Raw genomic sequence first — 24667 nt, 5'->3', positions numbered from 1 at the left:
TCAAGCCTCGCTCGCGGTCGATGCCTGAGCGCCGACCGCAGATGCCGCCAATGGACTGCGCCCGAAGCGCGCAATCGAAAACGGTTCGAGCGGCATGTCGGTTGCGCCGGCGTCGAGCAGTTCCGCGAGCGTTTCGCCCACGCCGGGCCCGATCTGGAAGCCCGAGCCGCTGAAGCCGAATGCGTAGAAAAGGCCCTCCGTTGTCGAACTCGGGCCAATCACGGGCTCCGAATCCGGCAGATAGCTTTCCACGCCGCTCCACACGCGGATCACGTGCAGCGGCGCGAGCGCGGGCACCAGCCGGCGAAACTGCGCGATCTGCTGCACGGTGTTGCCGGGCAGCACGCCGGCGCGGCGCGTGCCGGTGTCGGCGGGACCCGCGGGGCCGCCGCCCAGCACGAGGTTGCCGCGTGGAATCTGCCGGAAGTACACGCTTTCTTCCTTGACCGACGTGTAGACGCCCATCGAATGCGTGAAGCGGTAGGGCACGGGCTCGGTCACGGCCATCTGCGGGCCGCGCGCAACGAGCGGCACCGGCTCGCCGAACTGCTCGGAGAGCGCCCCCGCCCATGCACCGGCGCAAATCAGCAGCTGCTGCGCGCGCCACACGTGCCCTGTTGCGCTCTCCACGCGAAAGCCGCCTGCTTCCTTTTCGACCCGCACGATCTCGGTGTTCTCCACGAGCTGCGCACCCAGGCGCGCGGCAGCGCGGCCGAAGGCCGGCGCGGCCAGACGCGGATTGGCGTGGCCGTCACGCGGCGAGAGGGAGGCGGCCAGCACTTCGCGGCCAAGGAACGGAAAGCGCTTGAACATCGCCGCCCCTTCGAGCACTTCGAGATCGAGCCCGTATGCACGCGCTTGCTCGGCGTAGCGATGAAAGTACTCGGCGTCGTGTGCGTGGTAGCACACGCGCGTGTGGCCAGAAGGCAAAAACTCCACATCTTCGCCAAGCAGCGACTGCGCGCGGTACCAGATATCGAGCGCGCGATTGGACATGGCGAGCTGCGAGAGCGCGCGGCCCTGGCGGCGCACGCCGCCGAAATTCACGCCGCTTGCCTGCTGGCCCGTCAGCCCGCGTTCGATCAGGATCACTGAGCGCTTGCGGCGGCTCAGGAAGAACGCCGTGGACGTCCCGATGATGCCGCCTCCAATCACGATCACATCGGCGCGATCCGTCATTCGCTGAACTCCTTTGCGCAGCACGCGCCGTGCTGCGTTTGTGCGGCAATGGCCTGCGTTTCGTCGATGCCATTCTCTACGGCGCTCAGCGTCATCGTGAGCGGCTTCACCGGCGCTTGTCCGCGCAGGCGGCCCACGGCTTCGAGCGGCACACGCGCCTCGGCGGCAATGACTTCGGCCCCTGCGTGCGCGCAAAAGCGCCCCTGGCAGCGCCCCATTCCCACGCGCGAAAAGGCCTTCGCGCGATTCGCTTCGGTTGCGCCCGTCTCGCGCACCACGCGGCGCAACTCGCCCGCCGTGATGGCTTCGCAACGGCACACTACGGTGTCGTCAGGCAGCGCCGCCGCGAAATGCGCGGGCCACGGAAAGGCTTTGCGCAAGCCTTGTGCGAAGCGCGTGAAACGCGCGAGTTCAACGCGCAGTCTTGCTGTCTCGGCAAGCGCTTCGTTCGATGAGCTCACGCCCGCATCCTGCAAGGCCGCAAGCGCAGCGAGACGCCCCGCGCGCTCGGCCGCGTCGGCGCCGCGCACGCGCGCGCCGTCCCCAGCGAGATACACGCCTGCCACACTGCTGCGGCCGTCCTGATCGACTTCGGGCAGCCATTGCCGCGCAGCCGCATCAAACGCGAACGCGCAACCGGCGAGATCGGCGATTTGCGTTTCGGAGCGCAGGTGATAGCCGAGCGCGACGGCGTCGCACGCCACGCGCTGCTCGTTCCCGTTTGCGAGCTTCACGCGTACGGCGCTCACGCCGTGCTCGGGCGTGCCGTCGATGGCGAGCGGCGTGACGCCGCGATGCACCGGCACGCCCGCGCGGCGCAGCGTGCGCAGCAGCGCCATGCCCTTGCGCAACGTGGCGGGCACTTGCAGCAGATCGGGCAACGCGCGCACGCGCTGGCCTGTCGTGGACGTGTCAAGCACCGCGCTCACCGTCGCGCCCGCTTTCACGTATTGCGCGGCGACGAGGTAAAGCAGCGGGCCTGTGCCCATCATGACGGTGCGCGCGCCGATGGCGCAGCCCTGCGACTTCAGCGCGACCTGCGCGCCGCCCAGGCTATAGGCGCCCGCCAGATGCCAGCCCGGCACCGGCATGAGCCGGTCGGTCGCGCCGCTGCAGACGATCAACGCGTCGAAGGCCAGCTCGTGGTAGCGCGCACCGCTTGCGAGGTGCACGGACTTCGGCCCGACGTTCCAGACTAGCGTGTCGGGCAGGTAATCGATCTGCGGGCGCAGCGCGTCGAAGTCGCGGTGCAGCGACGCCGCGCGCGCGGCCTCGGTGCCGTAGAGCGTTTCATAGCTGCGCTTGAAGCCTTCGGGCTGGCGGCGGTAGATCTGCCCGCCATCGCGCCGCCCTTCGTCCACCACGACAGGGCGCAGCCCCGCCGCGACCAATGTTTGCGCCGCGCGCACGCCAGCGGGCCCCGCGCCGATCACGACCACCTTCAGTTCTGCGCGCGCGGCCATACGCCCTCCCCGGCAAGCGCATTGCGCGTCACGATCGACATGCCCGGCGCCGCCGGCGTCGTGCAAGCGCGCAGCCGCTCGCCCTGCGCGGTCCACACCCAGCAGTCCTGGCACGCACCCATCAGGCAGAAGCCGGCACGCCGCCCGTCGTCGAACTCGCAGTCGCGCAGCGCGTCCTGCGCGGCGAGCAGCGCGACCATCAGCGTGTCGCCCTCGGCGGCCTGCGCCATGCGGCCGTCGATTTCGATGTCGAAGGTCGGCCGGCCCGCTTCCGCCACTCTCACGAAGCGTGCGCTCATGCGGCGGCCCTCTTTGTGGCTTGCGCGGCTTGCGTGGCTTGCGCGACCTGTGCCGCCTGTGCGGTCTGAAGCCGCTGCAGTTCGGCCGTCGTGTGATGGCAAAGAATCTGCGCGCCGCCAGGCAAGCGCTTGATCGCGGGCGGCGTGACGTTGCAGGCGCCGTCGATGCGCACCGGGCATCGCGCGCGGAACGCGCACAGTTCGCGCACTTCGGCCGAGGCGCCAAGCGGCGGGAGCGCTGTGCCCGCTACAGCGCGCCGTGCATCGAGCCAGCCCGGCTGCAGGGCCGGGACCGAATCGACGAGCAGGCCCGTGTACGGGTGATAAGGCGGCGCTTCCAGCACATCGCGCTGACCCGCCTCCACGCACTGGCCGCCGTACAGCACGACGACGTCATCGCAAATCGCGCGCACCGTCGAAATATCGTGGCTGATGAACATGTACGAGACGCCCAGCTCGCGCCGCAATTCGGCGAGCAAGTCGAGAATCGCTGCACCGACCACGGTGTCGAGCGCAGAGGTCACCTCGTCGCACAGAATGAGCGCGGGCTCCGCCGCGAGCGCGCGAGCGAGGTTCACGCGCTGCTTCTGGCCGCCCGAGAGCGCGCCCGGCTGGCGCTTCGCAATCGACGCGGGCAGCTTCACGAGGTCCAGCAGTTCGAGCATGCGCTTTTGCGCGCGAGCGCCGCGCAGACCGTGATAGAAGCACATGGGCCGCGCGAGGATATCGGCGATCGTGCGGCTCGGGTTCAGCGCCGTGTCCGCGTTCTGGAACACGATCTGGATCCGGCGGTACTGGTCGGGCGTGCGCGCCGAAAGCGTGGCGGGCAGCGGCACGCCGTCGAGCAGCACCTCGCCGCGCGCACGCTCGACGAGCCCCGCCACCACGCGCGCGAGCGTCGTCTTGCCCGAGCCCGATTCGCCGATCACGCCGAGCGCACTGCCACGCGGAATGCGCAGGCTCACGTCCTCCAGCACGCGCACGGCCGGCACGCCGTTCGCATCGACGCGGCCATAGCCCGCGATCAGGCTGCGAACTTCGAGCAGCGGCACCTCGGCAGGCGGTGGCGCGACGGGCGGACCGGGATCGGGGTGACGGCGCGCGGCCAGCAGCGCGCGCGTGTAGTCGTCGGCGGGAGCGTCGAGCACCTGGAGCGTCGTGCCGTTCTCGCGCACCGCGCCATTGTTCAGGACGACGATACGATCGGCCATCTGCGCGACGACTGCGAGATCGTGCGACACGTACACAGCCGTCGTACCCAGCTCGCGCACGACCTTGCGGAACGCCGCGAGCACTTCGATCTGCGTGGTCACGTCGAGCGCCGTGGTGGGTTCGTCGAACACGACCACGGCGGGATCGGTGATAAGCGCCATTGCGGCCATCAGCCGCTGCAACTGGCCGCCGGAAACCTGATGCGGATAGCGCGCGCCTATCGTCTCCGGCGAAGGCAGCGCGAGCGCGCGGAACAGGCTCACCGCTTTCTCGCGCGCCGCCGCGGGCGACATCAGCTTGTGCAGCAGCGCGGGCTCGGTCACCTGATCCATGATCGTGCGCGCCGGATTGAAGCCCGCCGAAGCGCTCTGCGCCACATAAGCCACGGTGCGCGCGCGCAGTGCGCGGCGGCCGCGTTCGTCGAGCGCGAGCACATCCGTGCCGCCAATCTTCACGCTGCCGCCCGCGATGGCGCAGCCCTCGCGCGCATGGCCGAGCAGCGAGAGCGCGATGGTGGTCTTGCCCGACCCCGACTCGCCGATCAGCGCGAGCACTTCGCCCTTTTTCACCGTGAAGTCGACGCCCTTGACGATCTCGACGACCGGATCGGGCGCCGCGCCCGCGACCACGCGCAGGCCCGTCACTTCGATCATGTTCATTTTCCGCCTCCATGCGCGCGGCCGCCGTGACGGCGCAGGCTGTCGATCAGCAGGTTCACGCCGACGGTCAGCGTCGCGATGGCGACGGCCGGCATCAGCACGGCGGGCGCGCCTTCCGCGAGGCCGCCAATGTTCTCGCGCACGAGCGAGCCCCAGTCCGCGTCCGGCGGCTGCACGCCGAGGCCGAGGAACGAGAGGCCCGAGAGCAGCAGCACGATGAACACGAAGCGCAGGCCGAAGTCGGCGAGCATGGGGTGGATCATGTTCGGCAGCACCTCCACGCGGGCGATATAGAACAGCCCCTCTCCGCGCGCCCGGGCGACCTGCACGTATTCGAGCGTCATCAGGTTCACGGCGAGCGAGCGCGAGATGCGAAACGCTCCCGGAATATAGGCGAGCGCCGCGACGGTGATGAGCATAGGCACCGACGAGCCGAACGCCGCGATCACGACGAGCGCGAGCACCTTGCTCGGAATGGAGATCAACGCGTCGAACAGGCGGCTCAGCACCTCGTCGATCCAGCGCGGCGCGACAGCCGCAAGCAGTCCGAAGAACGTGCCGATGCCGCTTGCGAGCAGCGTGGCGGCGAGCGCGAGGCCCACGGTGTACTGCGTGCCGTAGAGCACGCGGCTCAGCATGTCGCGGCCGAGGAAATCGGTGCCGAGCAGATGCGCCGCGCTATACGAGCCGAAGATCTCCGTGGACGTGATGGCGCCGCCCTTGTACGGCGCGACGAGCGGCCCGATGAAGGCCACGCCGAGCCAGAACACGACAATGGCAAGTCCGATCAGGCCGAGCACCGAGAGGCGCCCGACGATACGGCGCAGCGGCGAGCGCGGCGGCGTGGGAACATCGCTCTGTACGTCCTTGGCAACCTCGGCGGCGCGCTCCTCGCTCTCGCTGGTCGCGTAGAGCACGGTCGCGGCATGGGATGTGGCGGGTCGGTTCATCGTTGACGCAGCCTCGGGTTGGATACGATTTGACACAGGTCCGCGATCAGCACGAGCACCAGATACGCGGCGCAGAACACCATCACGCAGCCCTGCACGAGCGGCAGATCGCGGTTCGTCACGGCGTCGACCATCAGGCTCGCGAGGCCCGGATAGTTGAAGATCGACTCCACGATCACCACGCCGCCAAAGAGATACGAGAGGCTGAGCGCTACCGCATTGGCGATCGGGCCGATCGTGTTCGGCAGCACATGGCGCAGCACGATGCGCGCGGGCGAGGCGCCCTTCAGGCGGGCCATTTCCACGTACGGAGCGCCCAGCTGGTCGAGCACGGCGGCGCGCGTCATGCGCGCCATCTGCGCGACGATCACGCAGCACAGCGTCATGACCGGCATCGCATAGATACGCAGGAGCGTGCCGAACGAGTCCACCTCGGAGAGGTACGCGAGCGCAGGTAGCCAGCGCAGCTTCACCGCGAAGATCAGCACCGCGATGGTGGCGACGAGAAACTCGGGCACGGCCACGGCGGAAAGCGTGAGCACGTTCAGTGCGCGATCGAGCAGCGACCCGCGGAACACAGCGGAAAAGATGCCGATGGCGAGCGCGAGCGGCACGGAAACCAGCGTGGTGAGCCCAGCGAGCACGAGCGAATTCGGCAGGCGCGTGGCGATCAGCTCGCTCACCGGCTGGTTGTTCGACACCGACGTGCCGAAGTTGCCGGTCACGGCCTGCAAAAGCCAGTGGACATAACGCGTGAGCGCGGGCTGATCGAGGCCGAACTGGTGACGCAACGCGGCCACCTGCTCGGGCGTGGCCGCCTGGCCGAGGGCCTGCTGCGCGGCGTCGCCGGGCAAGAGGCCCGTGAGGCCGAACACGATTGCCGAGACGATCAGCAACGTGAGCAGCGCGAGACCGAGACGCGCGGCAATGAGACGTTGCGCGTGAGCTTTCATCGGATGTCGCCTCCCTGAGCATCATGAAGCGGGAAATCGGTGGCCGGGCATGCGCCCGGCCGCAACCATCACATCGGGAACTACGCTTCGAGCCAGACGTTCTCGGCGAACTTGAAGCCCATGAGGCCCGCAATCGGAATCGAGCCGAGGCCCTTGAGCTTCGTCGTATGCGCGTCAAGCGAGCTCAGGAACATCGGAATGCCGATGCCGCCGTCGCTATGCACGAGCACCTGCATGTCGCCGTAGATCTTCTTGCGCTTGGCGTCGTCGGGCTCGCCGCGCGCCGCCAGCAGCATCTGGTCGAACTTCGGGTCCTTCCAGTTCGCTTCGTTCCACGGCGCGTCCGACTTGAAGAACTGCGTGAAGATCACGTCGGCGCTCGGGCGCGCGTTGATGTTGCCGAAGGTCAGCGGGTGCTTCATCCAGTGGTTCGACCAGTAGCCGTCGCTCGGCGTGCGCACCACCTGGAGGTTCAGGCCCGCCTGCGGCGCGACCTGCTGCAGCAGCATCGCCATTTCGACGGAGCCGTCCGCAGCCGGTGAGGCATAGATCTGCAGCGGCGTGTTGCCGAGCTTCGCCTTCTGGAAATAGAACTTCGCCTTCTGCGGATCGAACGCGCGCTCCGGCAGGCCCGCGAAGTAGTACTTGTTGGTCGGATCGATCGGCTGATCGTTGCCGATCGCGCCGTAGCCAAGGAACACGGCGTTGCGGATCTGCTCGCGGTCGAACAGGTGCATCATGCCGCGGCGGAAGTCCGCGTTGCCCGTGATGCCGCCTTCGTCGCGCATGATCAGGTCGGTGTACTGGCCCGTCTTCGTTTCCTTCACCGCGAAGCCCGGCGTGCCCTTGATGCGCGAGGTCGAACGCGGGCTCACCTGATTGATGAGCTGCACGTCGCCAGAAAGCAGCGCGTTCACGCGCGCCGATTCGTCGCCGATGCCGACCAGTTCGATCTCGTCCAGATGCGGCAGGCCCGGCTTCCAGTAGCGCTCGTTGCGCACGACCACCGTGCGCACGCCCGGCGAAAACTCCTTGAGCTTGAACGGACCGGTGCCCACGGCCGTCTTGAAGTCGTTCGTACCGTCCTTGATGATCATGAAGTGCGAGTCGGCGAGGATCACGGGCAGGTCGGCGTTCGCCCCCGTGAGCGTGATCGTCACTTCGTTCGGGCCCGTGGCCTTCACGTCCTGGAACTGGTCGGCGAGCGTCTTGACCTTCGAGGCCACCGCGGGGTCCTTGTGGCGCATGAGCGAGTAGACCACGTCGGCGGGCGCGAGCGTTTTGCCGTCGTGGAACTGCACGCCGCTGCGCAGCTTCACGACCCACACCGTCGCGTCCTTCGTTTCGAGCGACTGCGCGAGCGCCATCTGCGCGCCGAGATGCGAGTCGTACTCGGTCAGCCCGTTGTACACCATGTAGGCGCGCACATAGTCGGTGGACACCGACTCCTTCGCGGGATCGAGCGTATCGGACGCGGACGCCGACTGCGTCGCCACGCGAATCTTGCCGCCCTGCTTCGGCTTTTCCTGCGCGAGCGCCGCGCCGCTCGCGGTGAGCAGGCCCGCGCCCGTCATCGACACCATGCCCCCCGCGACCATGGCACGAAGGAGGTCGCGGCGCGTGGCGCCGCGCTTCGTCAATGCCTCGAGCCGCACGCCGGGGTGTGCAATGTCTTCAAGCGATTTGTCGATGCTCATGAAACTTCTCCGCGTCTGATGTGGGGGACCGCAGCTCGTATCGAGGCTGTGTTTTATGGAAAAGGCAGTGGAAAAGCAGGGTCAGTAAAAAGCGTCTTTGATCTGGTAGTACGCGCCGACGAGCGGCAAAAACCACGGTTTGCCCGTGTGCCCCGGAATAGCGGGCCACGCGAAATCGCGCCACGGGTTCGCCGATGTATTGCCGCTCATCACCTCGGCCATCACCTGGCCCATGTGTGTCGACATCTGCGTGCCGTGCCCGCTGTAGCCCATCGAGAACCACACGCCGTCGTGCTGGCCCGCGCGCGGCAAGCGGTCCGCAGTGATATCGACGAGTCCGCCCCAGCAGTAATCGATGCGTACGCTCGCGAGCGCCGGAAAGAGCTGCGCGAGACTGCGCTGGAGGATGCGGCCGCTCTTTGCATCAGAGGGTTGCTCGGATGCGGTGAAGCGCGCCCGACCGCCGAACAGCAGGCGCGAGTCCGGCGTCACGCGAAAGTAGTTGTGCATGAGGCGGCTCGTCGTGTACGAGCGGCGGTTCGGCAACAGCCGTGCGAGTTGCCCGGGCGGCAGCGGTTGCGTCACGACGATGAACGAGCCAACCGGTGCAAGACGCCGCCGATACCACGCGAACGGGCCGTGCCGCGAAGGGCCCGTCGCGATCAAGACCTGTTGCGCGCGCAACGTTCCGCGTGACGACTCCACGCGATAGCCGCCGCCCTCCTTCGCGATGGACGTCACGGCAGCGTGCTCGTAGAGCCGCGCGCCGCGCCGTACCGCAGCGTTCGCAAGACCCACTGCAAAACGGCCCATGTGCATCTGGCCGCCATGCTTGTGCAGCAGTCCGCCATAAAAGCTGTCCGACTCCACCTCGCTGCGAATCTGCTCGCGTCCGATGATCTCGACATCCGGATCGACTTCGCGGCGAATCAGTTCGGCCGTGCGTTCGAGGTGTTCGAGGTGATGCGGCTTCGACGCGAGCTTGAGCTTGCCCGATGCGAGGTAGTCACACTCGATGCCCTCTTCGCGGATCAGCCGCTCCACCGTATCGACGGCAGCCGCATAGGCGCGGTAGCAACCCTGCGCGCGCTCGACGCCCAGTTGAGCGCGCAGCGCCGCATAGTCCTGCGCCACGCCCGTGTTGCACTGGCCGCCGTTGCGCCCGGATGCCCCGCCGCCCATGCGGCCCGCGTCCAGCACTGCGACGCTCGCGCCGCGGCGGCCAAACGCGAGCGCGGCGGATAGCCCCGTGAAGCCGCCGCCGACCACGGCGACGTCCACGCGGCCCTCCACCGGTCCCTCGCTTGCGAGCAGACCGCCAGGGGCGGTATCGAGCCAGTAGGAGTCGAGCTTCATCGGGCGGCCTCGGCTATCTCGTCTCTCACAGACCCAGTTGCGAAGCGAGTTCGCCGATCGTCTCGACTTCGTAGTACTCGTAGTACGGCGTGCCCGGCTCGTGGCCGCGCTTCACGAACGCCTTGTGCTTGATGCCCATGTCGTGCGCCGTCATGAGGTCGTAGCGCAGGCTCGACGAAACGTGCAGCACGTCGCCGGGGTTGCAGTTCAACTGGTCGAACATGTACTCGAAGCCCTGCATGCGCGGCTTGTACGACTGCGCCTGCTGCGCCGTGAACACGCGGTGGAACGGCGCGCCGAGCTTGTCGACGTTGCTCTGGATCTGGTCGTCCGAAGCGTTCGAGAGAATCACGAGCTTGTACTTCTTCGCGAGACGCGAGAGGCCTTCCGGCACGTCCGGATGCGGGCCCCAGGTCGGCACGGCGGTGTAGAACTTTTCGGCTTCGGATTCGATGAACTCGACGTTCATGCGCTTGCAGGCACGGCGCACCGAGTTGACGACGACGTCGCGGTACGGCTTCCATGCGCCGAGCACCTCGTCGCGGCGATAGCCGGCGAAGAACGCGACGAACTTCTCGAGTTCGGCGCCCTTGAGGCGGTCGCCGTACATCTCGCGCGCCATGTCGGCCATGCGGAACTTCGTCAGCGTGCCGTAGCAGTCGAACGTGATGTACTTCGGCTCGAAATCGATCATGATGACAATCCTTTCGTGTGATGAACCCGTTTGGGGCTCAGTGGCGAAAACAGGAAGAAGTGCGTCCCTGTGGAAAATTTAAACAGCGCAAAATTTGGGGTTGGCGTCGAATCGTGGGGCCTGCACGGTATAAACCACGCGTTTGCAGGGGCCGGCGCAGCAGATTCTGCGGTGGCGCCATTTCGCGCGTAATAGCCGCATGACCGTGCGTTTTCCTGCGTGATTCGTCGGCGTGGCAGTCGGCATGTCGTCAGCTCCGCGTATCGATCAGCACGCTCTTGAACCGCAGGTGCGCCTCATAGCCCTGGCGGCCGAGATCCTTGCCCATGCCCGAGCGCTTGTAGCCGCCCGTCGGGATCATGAAATCGCTGCTGCGCCCGTAGCGGTTCACCCACACGGTGCCCGCCTCGAGTGCGCGCACGAGGCGCAGCGCGCGGCCGAGGTCCGCGGTGTGCACGCCGGCGGCGAGGCCGTATTCGGGATGCGAGGCGAGCGCGAGCGCTTCTTCCTCCGTGTCGAAGGTCTGCACCGTGAGCACGGGGCCGAAGATCTCGGCGCGCACCGCCTCCGTTTGCGGGGTCACACCGGTGAGGATGGTGGGCAGGTAGAACGCGCCCGGCACAGGCGCGTCGGCGCGGCGGCCGCCGCAATACAGCGTGGCGCCTTCGGCCACGCTGCGCTCGACGATGGCTTCGATGCGCGCGGCCTGCGCCTCTGAAATGATGGGCGGCAGCGTCGTGCCCGCAGCCCACGTCGCGCCCGCGCGCAGCGTTGCGAAGGCCTGCTCGATGCGCGACACGAGTTCGTCGGCAATGCCGCGCTCGACCAGCAGCCGCGAACCGGCCACGCACACCTGCCCGGCGTTGCCCGCAATCGCACCGGCGATGCGGCGCGCGACCTCGTCGAGCCTCGGTGCATCGGCAAACACGAGTTGCGGGCTCTTGCCGCCCAGTTCCAGCGTGACCGGCTTCGTGCCGCTTTGTGCGCACGCCGCCATGATCGCGGCGCCCGCGCGCGTCGAGCCGGTGAAGGTCACCTTCGCGACGCCCGGATGACGCACGAGGGCGTCGCCGGTCGTCGCGCCGTCGCCTTGCACAACGTTGAAAATGCCCGGCGGAATGCCCGCTTCGATCGCGAGTTCGGCCAGACGCAGCACGGAGAACGGCGTCATTTCCGAGGGCTTGAGCACCACGGCATTGCCTGCTGCGAGCGCCGGGCCGATTTTCCACGACGCCATGACGAGCGGGAAATTCCACGGTGCGATCGCGCCGACCACGCCGTAGGGCTCGGCGATCGTCATGCCCAGATGGTCGTGATCGGTGGCCACGACCTCGCCGCCGACCTTGTCGGCGAACTCGGCGTAGAAGCGAATGCCTTCCGCCGTGAACGGCACGTCCCAGGCGCACACGTCGCGCACGGGGCGCGTCGAGCCGAGCGCTTCGAGCGGCGCGAGCGTGGCGGTGTCGGCGGCGATCAGGTCGGCGAAGCGGCGCAGGATCCGGGCGCGCTCGCGCGGCGCCATGCGCGCCCAGCCGCTCTCGCGAAATGCGCGCGTGGCGTTCTCGACGGCGCGGTCCACCCGTTGCGCATCGGCGAGCGGCACCGAGGCATAGAACACGCCATCCGATGGCCGCGCAACGCCGATGCGCTCCGCGCCCTCCACGACCCGCTCGCCGCCAATGAAATGGCCGGCTGTTGCGGCCACGGCGGCAGCCACTGCGGCGGGCTCGAACTGGTCCATGACTGGGTTCCCTCGACTTGGTCTCGATGGGAAATATCGTAGGTCCACTGCCGCCGCATATTTCGCCGACAAAAAGGCGCAATCAGCAGAATCGACGCGTTATTGACCGTCCAACCCCGCGTTTTGCATTGCATCACGGGCGAGGCCGGGCGCGCGCCCAGAACAGGAAGATCGTCCTAGTCAGCCTCAGCGGGCAATGCGATAGTCACGGAACGCGTATACAGAATCTGGAGGCCGGCGTGTCCGACCCAAACCCGAACAGCGTCATCACCTACCGTGCCTTCACGGCCGACGATCTGGCCGCCGCGCATGCGTTGTCGACAGCAGTGCGCTGGCGGCACCGCCCCGAAGACTGGCGATTCGCCGCGCGCATCGGCGAAGGCATCGTGGCCGTGGACGAAAGCGGCGCGCTCGTCGGCACGGCTTTCTCCTGGCTGTTCGGTCCTAACGCGGCAACGCTCGGCATGCTGATCGTGAAGCCGAGTCATCAGCGCCGCGGCATTGGGCGGGCCATGATCGAGCACTGGATGCAGGCGCTCGCCTCGCGCACGCTGCTGCTCCATGCGAGCGACACGGGCTGGCCGCTCGTCGAGCGGCTCGGCTTTACACGCATTGGGCGCATTCACCAGCACCAGGGCGCGGCGTTCCAGCCGCCGCTCGTCTCCCTGCCCGCGGGCGAACGGCTGCGCCCGATCGGCGCGAGCGACCGGCCGCGCCTGGTCGAGCTCGCCACGCGCGCAAGCGGCCTCGATCGCTCCGATATGCTGCCCAAACTGCTCGATCAGGCGAGCGGCATCGCGCTCGACCGCGACGGCGAACTGATCGGCTTCGCACTCTTTCGCCGCTTTGGCGACGGCCACGTGATCGGCCCCGTGATCGCCCCCGATTCGCCGGACGCCTGCCGCGCCAAGGCGCTGATCAGCCACTGGCTCGCCTCCAACGCGGGCATGTTCGTGCGTATCGATACGCCTGTCGATCTCGGTCTCTCGGACTGGCTCGAAGGCGTGGGGCTGCCGCTCGTGGATCACATCGAGAAAACGGAGCGTGGTGAGCCGTTGCGCGTCGATGCGCAGTTCAAGCAGTTTGCGATCACGAGCCAGGCGGTGTGGTGAGGGCGCTCGACGGCGCGCTACCACCCGGGCAGCGAACGGACTACCATTGAAGTCTCGTCTCGAGGGTGACGGCTATGGCTACCTATGGTGTCGACGGTGTACGCATCAGTTCCTCAACGGACCGGGTAACCCATGTGCGCTGGGCGCTAATCGACCCCCAGACGCACGATTGGCTTTCGACACCCACCATCTCCGAGGTGGGGACCATCACGAACGACATCCGCTTGGGCGCCGTGGTGTATTCGGTATTTACGCTCGGCGGCATGCGCTTTCTTGGGCCGAAGATCAAGCCGGTGCCGCATCCCAACGGGATCGATGGCATCGATCTGGAAGTGCCGGACGGCAACGTCGAAAAGTCCATCGACGATCTACCGCGCATCTAGCGGTTCGTCGTTGACCCTGCCGATTCCCGATAAGTTGCCGAAAAATTGCCGAAAAGCGCGATGCGCGCGGCCATGCGCGCATCTGCCGCTTGTCGTCAACCCTGCCCCGGCTGAGCAAATCATTCGGCATGCCGATTATTTGCCCCGGCAATCGACGACTATTGCGAAGTTGTGAGCTTGAGGTTCGGACGCAAGTCGTGCGTGACCGCTTCACGTTGCCCTTTGCGCTGGTCCGACACCTGTTCGATGCCCGTCTTCAGCACCTCTTCGCAAAACGCAATTCGCGTGCGGTAGTACTCGGCCTGCAATTGCGCATCGAGAACCCGCTGTTCAGCCTGGAACAGCGCCATACGCAATTCACCCAGCGCGCGTTGAGCCTGCTTCTCCGGCGTTGCGGCATTGTGGGCAATCAAGTTTGAAAGCCAATGCAACATGGATAAGCCCCCCTGTCTTCGATTTCACGCGTCAAGTTTGATAACTGCCCGAACCGTCGCTGAGAAAAGACTATCAGAGGCGAAGAAAACCAGTGTGTGCACAAACGAACGTGTTGTATAAACGATGCAAAACGGCCATAGCGCGACTCACTTTCGTCACACGTTTTCTTCATGCGCTTTCTTCACAAATAGGGAGCGATGTATATCCGTGCCAGGTCAGTCATGACTCACCGCGTTCGCACACTCGCGTTTTGCATAGCGCTCGCGTTACTGGGTCCCGACGTGTGTCTGGCGGACCAGGTGAAGGTCATGATGTCGGGCTGGTTTGCGCCGGCGTATCGCGAGCTCGGCCCGCTATTCGAGGACGAGACCGGCAATACATTGCTCACGGTATGGGGGGCCGCGGCAGGCACGGCCCTGACTGCCATTCCCGTGCGGTTTGCGCGTGGCGAATGGGCCGACGTGCTGATCGTGGTCAGCTACGCGCTCGACGATCAAATTCACGCGGGTAATGTCGTGCCCGGCAGCAGGGTGGACTTCGCGCGCTCGCCAATCGGCATGGTGGTGCGTGAAGGTGCGCCGAAACCGGACATCAGTTCTGTCGACGCTTTGCGCCGCACGTTGCTTGAGGCGAAGTCGATTGTTTATCCGCAAAGCGCGAGTGGCGCGTATATCGCCAACGAGCTGTTTTCGCGTCTGGGCATTGAAGGGCGTGTGAGAAGCAAGAGCCGCATGGTGCCCGCCGAACGGGTCGCCACTGTCGTTGCAAGCGGCGGCGCGGAGATCGGCTTGCAGCAGGTCGTGGAGCTGTTGCCGGTGAAGGGAGTGACGGTGGTCGGCAGTTTGCCCGCGGAATTGCAGAGTTACGTGGTGTACTCCGGGGGCATCGCCGCCACGGCAAAGAATCCGGCCGGCGCAGAGGCGCTGATCCGCTTTTTGTCTTCGCCGGATGCAGCACCCGCGATTATGCGCAGCGGGCTCGAACCGATCACGGCGCCGCAGCCGTTGCCGGCGCTGCCGCCGCAACCGCAACCGCAATTGCAACCACAGCCGCAGCCACTGCCGAACTGAGCAAAAGCCGCAGTGCTGCCGTAGAGCCATCAGCCATCGTTGGCGGCTAGCTCGCCGCCATCCCTTTTTCCGCCAGTTCCTTTTTCGCGCTCTCGTTCTTGGTCAAGTGCGTGAGGCCCATGCCGCGCAAAACGTTCGGCGCTTTGGTGTACTGGATATTGTCATAGCCCACGATCTCGATGCGATTGCCCCAAGGGTCGCGAAAATCCAGAAACGGACCGTCGAGCAGCTTGACGCCCGCAGCCTTCAGGGCGGCGCGCGCCGCCTCCTTGTCATCGACAACGAGGCCGATATGGCGGCCGTCGTCGGCGGGCTGTTTGCGCCCCGCCTGCAACGCGATGAATTGATCGCCGAGATCGATGAAGGCCATCGTCCTGCTCTTGCCGCGCAACTGAAAGTCGAAGATGCGGCCATAGAAAGCCAGCGCTTGCTCGATATCGCCAACTTCCAGCGCGACGTGATTGAAACCGATCGCGCGCGGCTTGGTGGTTGTGGTGTCAACCATTTCACCCTCCTCCTGCAACCCGTGCATTGCGTTCACAAACTCGCCAGGCATTCGCTTCCCGGCGAGACACCTCAAGTATGGGGATTGAAGTCGCCTGACACTAGCCTGTCAAACAGGATTTGTTCGATCCATTTCTGGACAAATATCGCGGCCGATCCGGCACGTGTGCCAAGCGTAGCCTATGATGGTTCGTGCGCATTGAGTCGGCAAACCATGAGGACACCATGGACAGGACAGAGCGGACCATCAAGTGGCGCAGTTTGCCAAATGTAAGCAGCGGCGTGATTGAGCCGCGTAATCCATTGCCCGCAGTCTGTGACGTGTCGGTTACGAACGTCTGCAACGCCGCATGCGACTTCTGCGGCTTTTCGCGCGAGAAGAAGTTAGCCGGTCCGCGCCGCTATATCGATCCTGACGCATTCGCGCGCGCCATGCCCATGCTGCGCAAACGCAAGATTCGCTACATGACGCTGCAAGGCGGTGAGCCGCTGGTTCACCCGCAAATCGAATCGCTCGTAGCGTCGGCCACGCAAGCCGGCATCCAGTGCGGCGTGATTACGAACGGCTGGTTCCTCCCTCGACACATCAAACAACTGGCTGCCGCGGGCCTCAAGCGTCTCCTGATATCGATCGATAGCGCGGACATGCGCGAGCACGAGCACAATCGCGGCCTGCCAGGCCTCGAAGGCCGCATCTGCGAGGGCATCGCTCAAGCCCATGCATTCGGCATTCCGGTCTGTGCGACGGTTACGGTAAGCCATCTGGTTCATTACGAATCGCTTCCCGAGACGCTCGAACGGCTCGGTTTCGATTCCGTGGTGTTTTCCTATCCAAGGCGTGACGCATTCGGTTCCACATCGCTCGTGTACGACGAAAATTCGAAGCTCGTCGACCTCAGCCGCGACGAGCTACTCGACGCATTGAGTGCAATCGATCGCCTCAAAAAGCACTTTCGCGTGATGGACCCGAGCGCCGCACTGAACGAGGTTGCGAGGTTCGTGCGCGGCGAACAGCAACTCATTCCGTGTATTGCCGGCAGCAAGTATTTTTATATCGACTGGAATCTCGACGTCTGGCGTTGCGAGCCGTGGCATGAGCCCATGGGCTCGGTCTTCGACCTGGACCGCCTGCCCGATCAGCGGGAGCCCTGTAATGCCTGCATGATGGGGTGCTACCGGCATGCCAGCGTCCTGATGCACGGCGCGATGGGCGTAACTGAGTCCGTGTATGCGCTGGGCAGGGGCGAGCTTCGCACTGCTGTCAGCTTGTTGTTTCAGCGCGGCGTTGCGTATTCGCTGTGGGCGCTGGCCACTGAAGAACTGCCTCGAACCGCGCTTGCCGCATTGGCAGGAAGGACAGGCCCACGGCGGTCCTCGCCGCAAAGCGCATGAATGAAAGTTACGGGCAGGCCATCGTCATTGTGAATGGCCCGCCGTTCGCCGCTGGGGCGCTCACTGCTTGCGCTTAAACGCTCAACGCAGACAGTCGCTCGACAATCTCATCGAACGAAGGCCGCATCTCGACCTGCTCTGCGAAACAGTCGGCGATTAGCGCATCGAACCTGGCGGCATGCTCATGCGCTTCGCCAGCCAAACGTTGCGCGAGTTCTTCGAGCAGGCAGCCGAACGCACGCACCTCGATACGTTCGAGTGCCTGCGCCTGCGCGCGATCGTCGATATCGTGCAGCGACGCCGCGCCGAAGTCGCCGAGCAATACGTGCCCCGCACCGTCGTGCAGGATGTTGTGCGCATAGAGATCGCCGTGCATGATCCCGCGCCCATGCAAATGCCGCGCCGCCGAAGCAATGCCGCGCGCGATCTGCCACGCCACCGGCCTGTCGAACCGGACATCGGGCGCGTAGATGTCGCGCGTGCATGAGTCGAGGCTCGGAGGCCCGGCGAGATTGCCGAACGACGGATGGATCAGCTCCATCACGAGGCCATGCTCGCCCAGCGGATGTCCCGTGGCTTTGCCGAGCACCGGAATGAGGTTCGGGTGCGAGCCTGCTTGCAGACACGCGGCCATTTCCAGTTCCGGCAAACCGTCGCTAGTCACCGCGCCCTTGAACAGCTTGACGGCGACCGCTTCCACCGGATGCCCGTCGCGCAGAAGACGCGTCGCGCGATGCGTCACGCCCGATGCACCCTCGCCAAGCGTTTGTCCGAGTGCGAGCGTGTGCCAGTCGATATCGGGAACCGGTGAGTCAGCGAGCGCCACCTGCTCGCGCATGGTATTGAGCGGATTGCCCGCGTAGGCGAGCCACGCGAGGCGCGGCAAGCGCAACAGCCAGTCGGGCAAGGCGTCGAGCCGGTTCGCCGCGATCCGCAGCAGTTCGAGCCGGCTGCAAGCGGCCATCGTTTCAGGCAGCGCGCGCAGCCGGTTGCCGGCGAGCATCAGCTTCTGCAGATTCGGACGTTCGCCGATTTCGGGCGGCAATGCGTCGACCTCGTTATCGGTCAGGATCAGCCAACGCAATTGCGGCGGCAGCGCACTGCCTGAAACGCGGCGGATGCGGTTCGCCTTGAAGCCGACCATGCTCAGCGACTCGCACTCGCCAAGTACGGGCGGCAACTCGGTGAACGGGTTATTCGAGGCGAACAGAATGCGCAGATGCCGCAGCCTCGCCAGGTCGTGCGGCAGCGACGTGAGCGCGTTGCCCGAGAGGTCGAGCACCTCCAGGGTGTCGGCGAGATCGAAGATCTCGCGCGGAAATTCGGTCAACCCGCAGGCGAGCTTGAGCTGTCGCGCGCCGGCGAGTTGACCGTCACGCAGTTGTTCGAGGGTAGCGGTCTTCACGCGTGGATTGAATGGGAAATGGCAAGGAAATCGCGAATGCCGGTGCTCATCGTGCGCGTGGCGCTCAGGGCAGCGGCGAATATCGCAATTCTAGCGGGTCGCGTGCTGTGACCGCATTTTGCCTCACAAGCGTCAGGAATGCGCCTGGCTGCTTGCGGCGGCTTGCTCATACACGCTCGTCGCTGACCATCCGCCGCCCAGCACCTTGTACAGCGTGACCTGATTCGACAGCTTCGCCAGCTCGTCGATCACCAGCTGCTCCTGCGCCGTGTAGAGCGTGCGTTGCGCGGTCAGCAAGGTCAGGAAGCTGTCGGTGCCGGCCTTGTAGCGCGCCTGCGCGAGATCGTAGTAGTCCTGCGCCGCTTTCACGTACTCGCGATCCGCCGCGACCTGATCGACATAGGTCGCGCGCCCCGCCAGTGCGTTCGATACTTCCTTGAACGCCGTCTGGATCGCCTTTTCGTAGTCGGCTACGTCGATATCCTTCTCGATCTTCGCAACGTCGAGCGACGCCTTGTTGCTGCCGTAATCGAAGATCGGCATCGTGATCGTCGGCGCGAACGACCATGCGCCCGTGCTCGCCTTGAACAGCTGCGAGAGGCTCGTGCTGGCGGTGCCGGCGCTCGCAGTCAGCTCGATCTTGGGAAAGAACGCCGCACGCGCGGCGCCGATATTGGCGTTCGCGGCCTTCAGCGTATGCTCGGCCTCGATGATATCGGGCCGGCGCGCAAGCAAGTCGGACGGAATGCCCGCATCGACGTCGGCGAACATGGCGTCGCTATCCAGCAGCGTGGGCCCCGTGCCAAAGTCATCCGGCAACGGGCAGCCAATGTCGGCGATCAGATTGTTGCGGTCCTGCGCGACCGCCCGCGTGTACGAGGCTACGCTCGCACGCGCGCTCGCAAGCGACGTTTGCGCCTCACGCACGTCCTGAAGCGACGCACTGCCGATCTTCATCATGCTCACCGTGAGATCGTAAGTGCTCTGGTTAGCCGTGGCGGTGTCGGTCGAGACTTTCAGCAAGGTCTCGTCGGAGAGCAATTGCAGATAGTCGGTCGCAACATCTGCCACGAGCGAAAGCTGCGTGCTCGTGCGCGAGGCCTGCGTCGACAGATAGTTTTCGAGCGCCTGGCGCTTCAGGCTTCGAATGCGCCCGAAGAAGTCGATTTCCCACGACGTCGTGCCGACCGAAACGGTATTCGAGTGGCTCACCGCGCCATCGGTACGCGTATTTGTGACCGAGCCGCCGGCGTCGATCGTCGGCGCCAGTTCCGCGCGCGTGATGCGGTACTGCGCCTCGTACTCGGCCACCTGCAGCGCCGCGACGCGCAGGTCGCGATTGTGGTCGAGCGCGAGCGCGATCAACTCCTGCAGTTTCGGGTCCTTGAAGTAGTCGCGCCAGCCGACGTCAGCGGCGTTCGGCGCCGTAGATGATGCGGGCGCCGCAGCCGCCGATGCGCCCGCATCGTACGCGGCGCCCGTTGGCCACGCGGTAGCGACCGGCGCCGCGGGACGCTGATAAACCGGGTCGAGAGAACACGCGCTCAATACTGCCGCGCAGAGCACCGATAAAAGCTTCAATTTCATTCATGATCCTTTGCGGCCGGCGTGGCTTCGCCATGTTCCTTGAACAGCTTGCGCACCACAATGAAGAACACGGGCACGAAGAAGATGGCGAGCGCAGTCGCCGCGATCATGCCGCCGGCCACGCCGGTTCCGATCGCGTGGCGCGCGGCCGAGCCCGCACCGGTGCTGATCACGAGCGGCAGCACGCCGAACACGAAGGCGAGCGACGTCATGAGAATCGGCCGCAATCGCTGATGCGCCGCTTCGAGCGTGGCCTCGACGAGTCCGCGGCCCTGCGCCTGCAGGTCCTTCGCGAATTCGACGATCAGAATCGCGTTCTTCGTGGCCAGACCGATGGTCGTCAGCAGACCGACCTTGAAATACACGTCGTTCGACAGGCCACGCATATGCGCGCCCAGCAGCGCGCCCAGCACGCCGATCGGCACCACGAGAATGACGGCGAGCGGCACCGACCAGCTTTCGTACAGCCCCGCGAGGCAGAGAAACACCACGATCAGCGAAATGGCGTACAGGTACGTGGCCTGGGAACCCGCGAGCACTTCCTGGTACGACTGCCCCGTCCACTCGATACCGAAACCGGTGGGCAGCTGCTTCGCGAGATTTTCGACGGCGGCCATTGCCTGGCCCGTGCTCACGCCGGGTGCCGGCTGGGCGCTCATTTGCATCGCCAGTTCGCGGTTGTAGCGTTCGATCTGCGGCGGCCCGAATGTCCAGCGCGTGGTGGCGAACGCGGAGAACGGCACCATCTGGCCGTCATAGCCCGAAGTCGTCGTCGTCGACGTCGGTGTCGTACTCGAAGATGAGCTCGACGACGAACTTGAGGATGACGAAGTACTCGACGACGACGAATCCGCGCGCACGTACCACTGCCCGATGTCGTCCGGCATCATGCGGTACGGCGCGTCAGCCTGCACGTAGACCTTCTGGATACGCCCGGTATCGATGTAGTTGTTCACGTATGCCGAGCCGAACGCCGTGGAAATCGTCGTGTCGACATCGGCGATCGACAGCCCGAGCGCACTCGCCTTCTCGCGGTCGATATCGACGTAAAGCTGCGGCGTATCTTCGAGGCCCGCCGGACGCGTCATCGCAAGCGAAGGATCCTTCGCAGCCAGCGCGAGGAACTGGTTGCGCGCTTTCAGTAGCTTGTCGTGTCCCTGGCCCGCGCGGTCTTCGATCTCGAAGTCGAGGCCGCTTTGCGTGCCGAGGCCATGAATCGCAGGCTCGTTCATCACGAAGATCTGCGCATCCCGATTGCTCGCAAAGGCGGCGTTCGCGCGGCTGATCACCGCTTGTGCGCTATCGTTCGAGCCCCGCTGGCTCCAGTCCTTCAACTGCACGAATGCGAGCGCGTTGTTCTGCCCTTGCCCGTTGAAGCTGAATCCGTTCACGGCCATCACGTGCGTCACCGCGGGCTGCTTGAGGAAATACTGCTCGACTTGCGCCACGGTCTTCAGCGTCTTCGAAGCCGGCGTGCCGACCGGCGCTGAAATGGACACCATGACCGAGCCCTGGTCCTCTTCCGGCAGATAAGACGAAGGCAGCGTCACGTACAGAATGCCGACCACGCCCGCAATGAGCGCGTAGCCAAGCATCCAGCGCGCCGGTTTCGCCACCACGCGCGCCAGCGTGGCGCTGTAGCGCGCATTGCTCTTCGTGAAGAGGCGGTTGAACGCGCCGAGCAAACCGCGGCTTTGCGCGTGCTCGAGCGCCGACGGGCTCAGCAAGCTCGCGCACAGCGCGGGCGTGAGCGTCATGGCGAGCAGCACCGAGAGCACCATCGCCGACACGATCGTGACCGAAAACTGGCGATAGATCGCCCCGGTGGAGCCGGAGAAGAACGCCATGGGGATGAAGACGGCGGTCAGCACGGTCGTCACGCCCACGAGCGCGCCGGTGATCTGGCTCATCGCCTTCTTCGTTGCCGTCTTCGCGTCGAGCTTTTCCTCGGCCATGATCCGCTCGACGTTCTCGACGACGACAATCGCGTCGTCCACGAGCAAGCCGATCGCGAGCACCATGGCGAACATCGAAAGCACGTTGATCGAGAAGCCGATCGCCGACATCACGCCCAGTGTGCCGAGCAGCGCGACCGGCACGACGATGGTCGGAATCAGCGTTGCGCGCAGGTTCTGCAGGAAGAGGTACATCACGAGGAACACGAGGATCACCGCTTCGAAGAGCGTCTTCATGACCTCCTCGATCGAGATCTTCACGAACGGCGTGGAGTCGTACGGATACGCAATGGCCACGTCCTTGGGCAATTGCGGCTGCAGTTCCACGAGCTTGGCGCGCACGGCCTTCGCGACCGCCATGGCGTTCGCGCCGGTCGACAGCTTCACGGCCAGCGCGGCCGCCGGCTTGCCGTCGAGCCGCGACGACGTATCGTACGAGTCGCCGCCCACCTCGACGCGCGCGACGTCCTTGAGCAGGACTTTCGAGCCGTCGCTATTCACGCGCAGGAGAATGCCGCCGAACTGGTCGGCAGTCGTCATCAGGCTCGACGCGGAGATCGTCGCGTTGATCGCCTGCGAGTTCGTAGCAGGCGCACCGCCGAGTTCGCCGACGGAAAGCTGCACGTTCTGGTTGGTGACGGCGGTCGTTACATCGGAAGCGGTCACGCCGAAACTGCGCATCTTCACGGGATCGAGCCAGATGCGCATGGCGTGCTGCGCGCCGAACAGCGTGACGTCGCCCACGCCGTTGATCTGCGTGAGCGGGTCCTCGATCTGCGTGGCGATGACGTTGCCCAGATCGATCGAGTTGAGCGTGCCGCCCGGCGACGACAGCGCGACGATCATCAGAAAGTCGCTCGACGCCTTCGCCACCTGTACGCCCTGCTCCTGCACCGTTTCCGGCAGCGAGGCCGTGGCCTGGGTCACCTTGTTCTGCACCTGCACCTGCGCGATATCCGGGTTGGTGCCCGGCTTGAACGTCAGGTTGATGGTCGCCTGCCCCGCGCCGCTACTCGTCGACGACATGTACAACAGGTTGTCGATGCCGGAGAGCTTCTGCTCGATCACCTGGGTGACGGTCTTCGCAACCGTGTCGGCGGAGGCGCCCGGATAGGTCGCCGTAACCTGCACCGAAGGCGGCGCGATGGTCGGATACTGCTCGATTGGCAGCGTGGTGGTCGCCGCACCGCCGATCAACATGATGACGATCGCGATGACCCACGCGAGGATCGGGCGCTGGATGAAGAAACCTGCCATGCGCCCTCCTTACGACTTTGCCGGCGAATTTGCCAGGGAATTCGCCGCGGACGTGACCGAGACACCCGAGGCGGCAACGGGCGCGGCCGTATCCGCCGCCACGTGTACCGCCACCCCGGCCTGCACTTTTTGCAGCCCGCTCACGATCACGCGATCGCCGTCCTTCAGGCCGCTCGTGACGATCCATTGGTCCGCATAGGCGCTGTCCGCGCGCACTGCGACCTGCTTCGCGTGCCCGGTTGCATCGACGACCCACACGCTCGCGCCGCCATCCGAAGCGCGCGTGACCGCGAGCTGCGGTACGAGCAGCGCGCTCGCGCTCTCGCCCTCGTCGAGCTGCGCCCGCACGAACATGCCGGGCAGCAGTTCGCCCTCCGGGTTCGGGAAGACCATGCGCAACGTCACCGAGCCCGTTGTCGCGTCGACGGTGATGCCCGAGAACTGCAGCACGCCCGCGTGCGCGTAGGCCGTGCCGTCCTCCATCACGAGTTGCACGGCCGCGCCCTCGCCTGAGCGCTTGAGGCGGCCCGAGGCAAATGCCTTGCGCAAGCGCAGCCAGTCGGCGCTCGAACGCGTGACATCGAGGTACATCTGGTCGTACGCCTGAATGGTGGCGAGCGCCGTGGTCTGCTCGGTGGTCACGAGCGCGCCTTCGGTCACCGAAGAAGCACCGATACGGCCTGAAATAGGCGCCGTGATGCGCGTGTAGCCAAGATTGATCCGTGCTGATTCGAGCGACGCGCGGTCCGCGATCACGTCGGCTTCATCCTCGCGCACGGCCGCGATCGCATCGTCGTTGTCCTGTGCGCTCACGGCGTTGATCTTCACGAGTTGCGCGTAGCGGTCAGCCTTCGTCTTCGCGGAAGCGAGCGTGGCCTCGGCCTTGACGAGCGTGCCGCGCGCCTGGTCGTAGGTCGCCTGGTAGGTCGCAGGATCGATCTGGTAGAGCACCTGGCCGGCCTTCACGTCCGAGCCTTCAACGAAGAAACGCTTCTGCACGATGCCGCCAATTTGCGGGCGCACATCCGAAACCTTCAGCGCCGAAAGCCGGCCCGAAAGCTCGGCCGTCATCACGATGCGTTGCGGCGCAAGCGTCTTGACGCCGACTTCAACGCTCTGGCCAGCAGGGCCTGCGGAGCGAGCGGGCATCCCGGCGTCGTGACCTTGACAGCCTGCAATCACAATTGCGGTCGAGCAGAAAAGCGCGGCGCTCAAGCGGCGGCTTTTCCTGCTCCATCCATCTCTTGCATGAATCTTTTGTGGCATATATCCCATCGAATCGCGCATTGGAACATGGACAGGCGCGAATGAATTGACTCGCACTACTAATCGGTTGGAATCGTGCGGCTCAGCATGCTGAGGCC

Annotated in this window: 20 protein-coding genes; 4 read left to right on the top strand and 16 right to left on the bottom strand. The window is 65.5% G+C overall.

The genetic code is table 11. The features are described 5' to 3' along the window. From U5A65_RS38405 to U5A65_RS38360, 10 genes are all read right to left on the bottom strand, one after another. Entirely contained in the window at nucleotides 1-1179 is a 1179-nt protein-coding gene (locus U5A65_RS38405; RefSeq protein ID WP_321949484.1) for an FAD-dependent oxidoreductase, read from the bottom strand. After that, a complete protein-coding gene (locus U5A65_RS38400; RefSeq protein ID WP_321949483.1) occupies nucleotides 1176-2642 on the bottom strand; it encodes an FAD/NAD(P)-binding oxidoreductase in 1467 nt (488 codons plus the stop codon). Before U5A65_RS38400 ends, U5A65_RS38405 begins: the two co-directional genes overlap by 4 nt. Beyond that, nucleotides 2621-2941, bottom strand: coding sequence for a (2Fe-2S)-binding protein (locus U5A65_RS38395; protein ID WP_321949482.1), 321 nt, complete (start codon nucleotides 2939-2941; stop codon nucleotides 2621-2623). Before U5A65_RS38395 ends, U5A65_RS38400 begins: the two co-directional genes overlap by 22 nt. Beyond that, on the bottom strand, nucleotides 2938-4812 hold the full coding sequence (locus U5A65_RS38390) for an ABC transporter ATP-binding protein (protein ID WP_321949481.1): 1875 nt from the start codon (nucleotides 4810-4812) through the stop codon (nucleotides 2938-2940). The genes U5A65_RS38395 and U5A65_RS38390 overlap by 4 nt, the downstream gene beginning before the upstream one ends. Beyond that, entirely contained in the window at nucleotides 4809-5762 is a 954-nt protein-coding gene (locus tag U5A65_RS38385; protein WP_321913389.1) for an ABC transporter permease, read from the bottom strand. The genes U5A65_RS38390 and U5A65_RS38385 overlap by 4 nt, the downstream gene beginning before the upstream one ends. Beyond that, complete coding sequence (locus tag U5A65_RS38380) at nucleotides 5759-6715, bottom strand: ABC transporter permease (protein ID WP_321913388.1); 957 nt, start codon at nucleotides 6713-6715, stop codon at nucleotides 5759-5761. The genes U5A65_RS38385 and U5A65_RS38380 overlap by 4 nt, the downstream gene beginning before the upstream one ends. A gap of 80 nt (nucleotides 6716-6795) precedes the next feature. Further along, on the bottom strand, nucleotides 6796-8412 hold the full coding sequence (locus tag U5A65_RS38375; protein ID WP_321913387.1) for an ABC transporter substrate-binding protein: 1617 nt from the start codon (nucleotides 8410-8412) through the stop codon (nucleotides 6796-6798). An 81-nt stretch (nucleotides 8413-8493) separates the two neighbouring features. After that, complete coding sequence (locus U5A65_RS38370) at nucleotides 8494-9768, bottom strand: FAD-dependent oxidoreductase (protein WP_321949480.1); 1275 nt, start codon at nucleotides 9766-9768, stop codon at nucleotides 8494-8496. A 25-nt stretch (nucleotides 9769-9793) separates the two neighbouring features. Next, complete coding sequence (locus tag U5A65_RS38365) at nucleotides 9794-10462, bottom strand: haloacid dehalogenase type II (RefSeq protein WP_321913385.1); 669 nt, start codon at nucleotides 10460-10462, stop codon at nucleotides 9794-9796. Nucleotides 10463-10712: 250 nt separating this feature from the next. Further along, complete coding sequence (locus tag U5A65_RS38360) at nucleotides 10713-12203, bottom strand: aldehyde dehydrogenase family protein (RefSeq protein WP_321939249.1); 1491 nt, start codon at nucleotides 12201-12203, stop codon at nucleotides 10713-10715. Nucleotides 12204-12442: 239 nt separating this feature from the next. On the opposite strand from U5A65_RS38360, the gene U5A65_RS38355 reads away from it, so the two are divergent. Next, on the top strand, nucleotides 12443-13315 hold the full coding sequence (locus U5A65_RS38355) for a GNAT family N-acetyltransferase (RefSeq protein WP_321913383.1): 873 nt from the start codon (nucleotides 12443-12445) through the stop codon (nucleotides 13313-13315). A gap of 74 nt (nucleotides 13316-13389) precedes the next feature. Then, on the top strand, nucleotides 13390-13698 hold the full coding sequence (locus U5A65_RS38350) for a hypothetical protein (protein ID WP_321913382.1): 309 nt from the start codon (nucleotides 13390-13392) through the stop codon (nucleotides 13696-13698). Nucleotides 13699-13856: 158 nt separating this feature from the next. On the opposite strand, the gene U5A65_RS38345 is transcribed toward U5A65_RS38350, so the two are convergent. Further along, nucleotides 13857-14132, bottom strand: a complete 276-nt coding sequence (locus tag U5A65_RS38345; RefSeq protein WP_321913381.1) for a hypothetical protein — start codon at nucleotides 14130-14132, stop codon at nucleotides 13857-13859. Nucleotides 14133-14354: 222 nt separating this feature from the next. Here U5A65_RS38345 and U5A65_RS38340 point away from each other — a divergent pair, with 222 nt between their 5' ends. Beyond that, nucleotides 14355-15203 carry a substrate-binding domain-containing protein gene (locus U5A65_RS38340; protein ID WP_321949479.1) on the top strand — a complete coding sequence of 283 codons (849 nt, stop codon included), beginning with the start codon at nucleotides 14355-14357 and terminating at the stop codon, nucleotides 15201-15203. A 46-nt stretch (nucleotides 15204-15249) separates the two neighbouring features. Here U5A65_RS38340 and U5A65_RS38335 read toward each other — a convergent pair whose 3' ends face one another. Continuing rightward, nucleotides 15250-15708 (bottom strand): VOC family protein, encoded by a 459-nt coding sequence (locus tag U5A65_RS38335; RefSeq protein WP_321949478.1) that lies wholly within the window; start codon nucleotides 15706-15708, stop codon nucleotides 15250-15252. Between the two features lie 320 nt (nucleotides 15709-16028). Between U5A65_RS38335 and U5A65_RS38330 the strand changes: the two genes are divergently transcribed. After that, the gene (locus U5A65_RS38330; protein WP_321949477.1) at nucleotides 16029-17099 is read left to right on the top strand and encodes a radical SAM protein; all 1071 of its coding nucleotides are present in this window, start codon (nucleotides 16029-16031) and stop codon (nucleotides 17097-17099) included. 73 nt (nucleotides 17100-17172) lie between these two features. Here the strand turns inward: U5A65_RS38330 and U5A65_RS38325 are convergent, their stop codons facing one another. The 4 genes from U5A65_RS38325 to U5A65_RS38310 all read right to left on the bottom strand — a co-directional run bounded on the left by U5A65_RS38325 (nucleotide 17173) and on the right by U5A65_RS38310 (nucleotide 24569). Continuing rightward, complete coding sequence (locus U5A65_RS38325) at nucleotides 17173-18504, bottom strand: leucine-rich repeat-containing protein kinase family protein (RefSeq protein ID WP_321949476.1); 1332 nt, start codon at nucleotides 18502-18504, stop codon at nucleotides 17173-17175. A gap of 132 nt (nucleotides 18505-18636) precedes the next feature. After that, on the bottom strand, nucleotides 18637-20091 hold the full coding sequence (locus tag U5A65_RS38320; RefSeq protein WP_321949475.1) for an efflux transporter outer membrane subunit: 1455 nt from the start codon (nucleotides 20089-20091) through the stop codon (nucleotides 18637-18639). Next, nucleotides 20088-23303, bottom strand: a complete 3216-nt coding sequence (locus U5A65_RS38315; protein WP_321949474.1) for an efflux RND transporter permease subunit — start codon at nucleotides 23301-23303, stop codon at nucleotides 20088-20090. Before U5A65_RS38315 ends, U5A65_RS38320 begins: the two co-directional genes overlap by 4 nt. A 9-nt stretch (nucleotides 23304-23312) precedes the next feature. Then, nucleotides 23313-24569 (bottom strand): efflux RND transporter periplasmic adaptor subunit, encoded by a 1257-nt coding sequence (locus tag U5A65_RS38310; protein ID WP_415766377.1) that lies wholly within the window; start codon nucleotides 24567-24569, stop codon nucleotides 23313-23315. Nucleotides 24570-24667: the final 98 nt, after the last annotated feature.

This window comes from Paraburkholderia sp. J10-1 (assembly GCF_905220165.1).
Classification (GTDB): domain Bacteria; phylum Pseudomonadota; class Gammaproteobacteria; order Burkholderiales; family Burkholderiaceae; genus Paraburkholderia.
This window is presented reverse-complemented; position numbering and strand designations above follow the sequence as displayed.

Excerpts from the sequence above, each read along its gene's own strand:
- U5A65_RS38405 (WP_321949484.1), bottom strand. The coding sequence starts at position 1,179 with ATGACGGATCGCGCCGATGTGATCGTGATTGGAGGCGGCATCATCGGG.
- U5A65_RS38400 (WP_321949483.1), bottom strand. The coding sequence starts at position 2,642 with ATGGCCGCGCGCGCAGAACTGAAGGTGGTCGTGATCGGCGCGGGGCCC.
- U5A65_RS38395 (WP_321949482.1), bottom strand. The coding sequence starts at position 2,941 with ATGAGCGCACGCTTCGTGAGAGTGGCGGAAGCGGGCCGGCCGACCTTC.
- U5A65_RS38390 (WP_321949481.1), bottom strand. The coding sequence starts at position 4,812 with ATGAACATGATCGAAGTGACGGGCCTGCGCGTGGTCGCGGGCGCGGCG.
- U5A65_RS38385 (WP_321913389.1), bottom strand. The coding sequence starts at position 5,762 with ATGAACCGACCCGCCACATCCCATGCCGCGACCGTGCTCTACGCGACC.
- U5A65_RS38380 (WP_321913388.1), bottom strand. The coding sequence starts at position 6,715 with ATGAAAGCTCACGCGCAACGTCTCATTGCCGCGCGTCTCGGTCTCGCG.
- U5A65_RS38375 (WP_321913387.1), bottom strand. The coding sequence starts at position 8,412 with ATGAGCATCGACAAATCGCTTGAAGACATTGCACACCCCGGCGTGCGG.
- U5A65_RS38370 (WP_321949480.1), bottom strand. The coding sequence starts at position 9,768 with ATGAAGCTCGACTCCTACTGGCTCGATACCGCCCCTGGCGGTCTGCTC.
- U5A65_RS38365 (WP_321913385.1), bottom strand. The coding sequence starts at position 10,462 with ATGATCGATTTCGAGCCGAAGTACATCACGTTCGACTGCTACGGCACG.
- U5A65_RS38360 (WP_321939249.1), bottom strand. The coding sequence starts at position 12,203 with ATGGACCAGTTCGAGCCCGCCGCAGTGGCTGCCGCCGTGGCCGCAACA.
- U5A65_RS38350 (WP_321913382.1), top strand. The coding sequence starts at position 13,390 with ATGGCTACCTATGGTGTCGACGGTGTACGCATCAGTTCCTCAACGGAC.
- U5A65_RS38345 (WP_321913381.1), bottom strand. The coding sequence starts at position 14,132 with ATGTTGCATTGGCTTTCAAACTTGATTGCCCACAATGCCGCAACGCCG.
- U5A65_RS38340 (WP_321949479.1), top strand. The coding sequence starts at position 14,355 with ATGACTCACCGCGTTCGCACACTCGCGTTTTGCATAGCGCTCGCGTTA.
- U5A65_RS38335 (WP_321949478.1), bottom strand. The coding sequence starts at position 15,708 with ATGGTTGACACCACAACCACCAAGCCGCGCGCGATCGGTTTCAATCAC.
- U5A65_RS38320 (WP_321949475.1), bottom strand. The coding sequence starts at position 20,091 with ATGAAATTGAAGCTTTTATCGGTGCTCTGCGCGGCAGTATTGAGCGCG.
- U5A65_RS38315 (WP_321949474.1), bottom strand. The coding sequence starts at position 23,303 with ATGGCAGGTTTCTTCATCCAGCGCCCGATCCTCGCGTGGGTCATCGCG.
- U5A65_RS38310 (WP_415766377.1), bottom strand. The coding sequence starts at position 24,569 with ATGCCACAAAAGATTCATGCAAGAGATGGATGGAGCAGGAAAAGCCGC.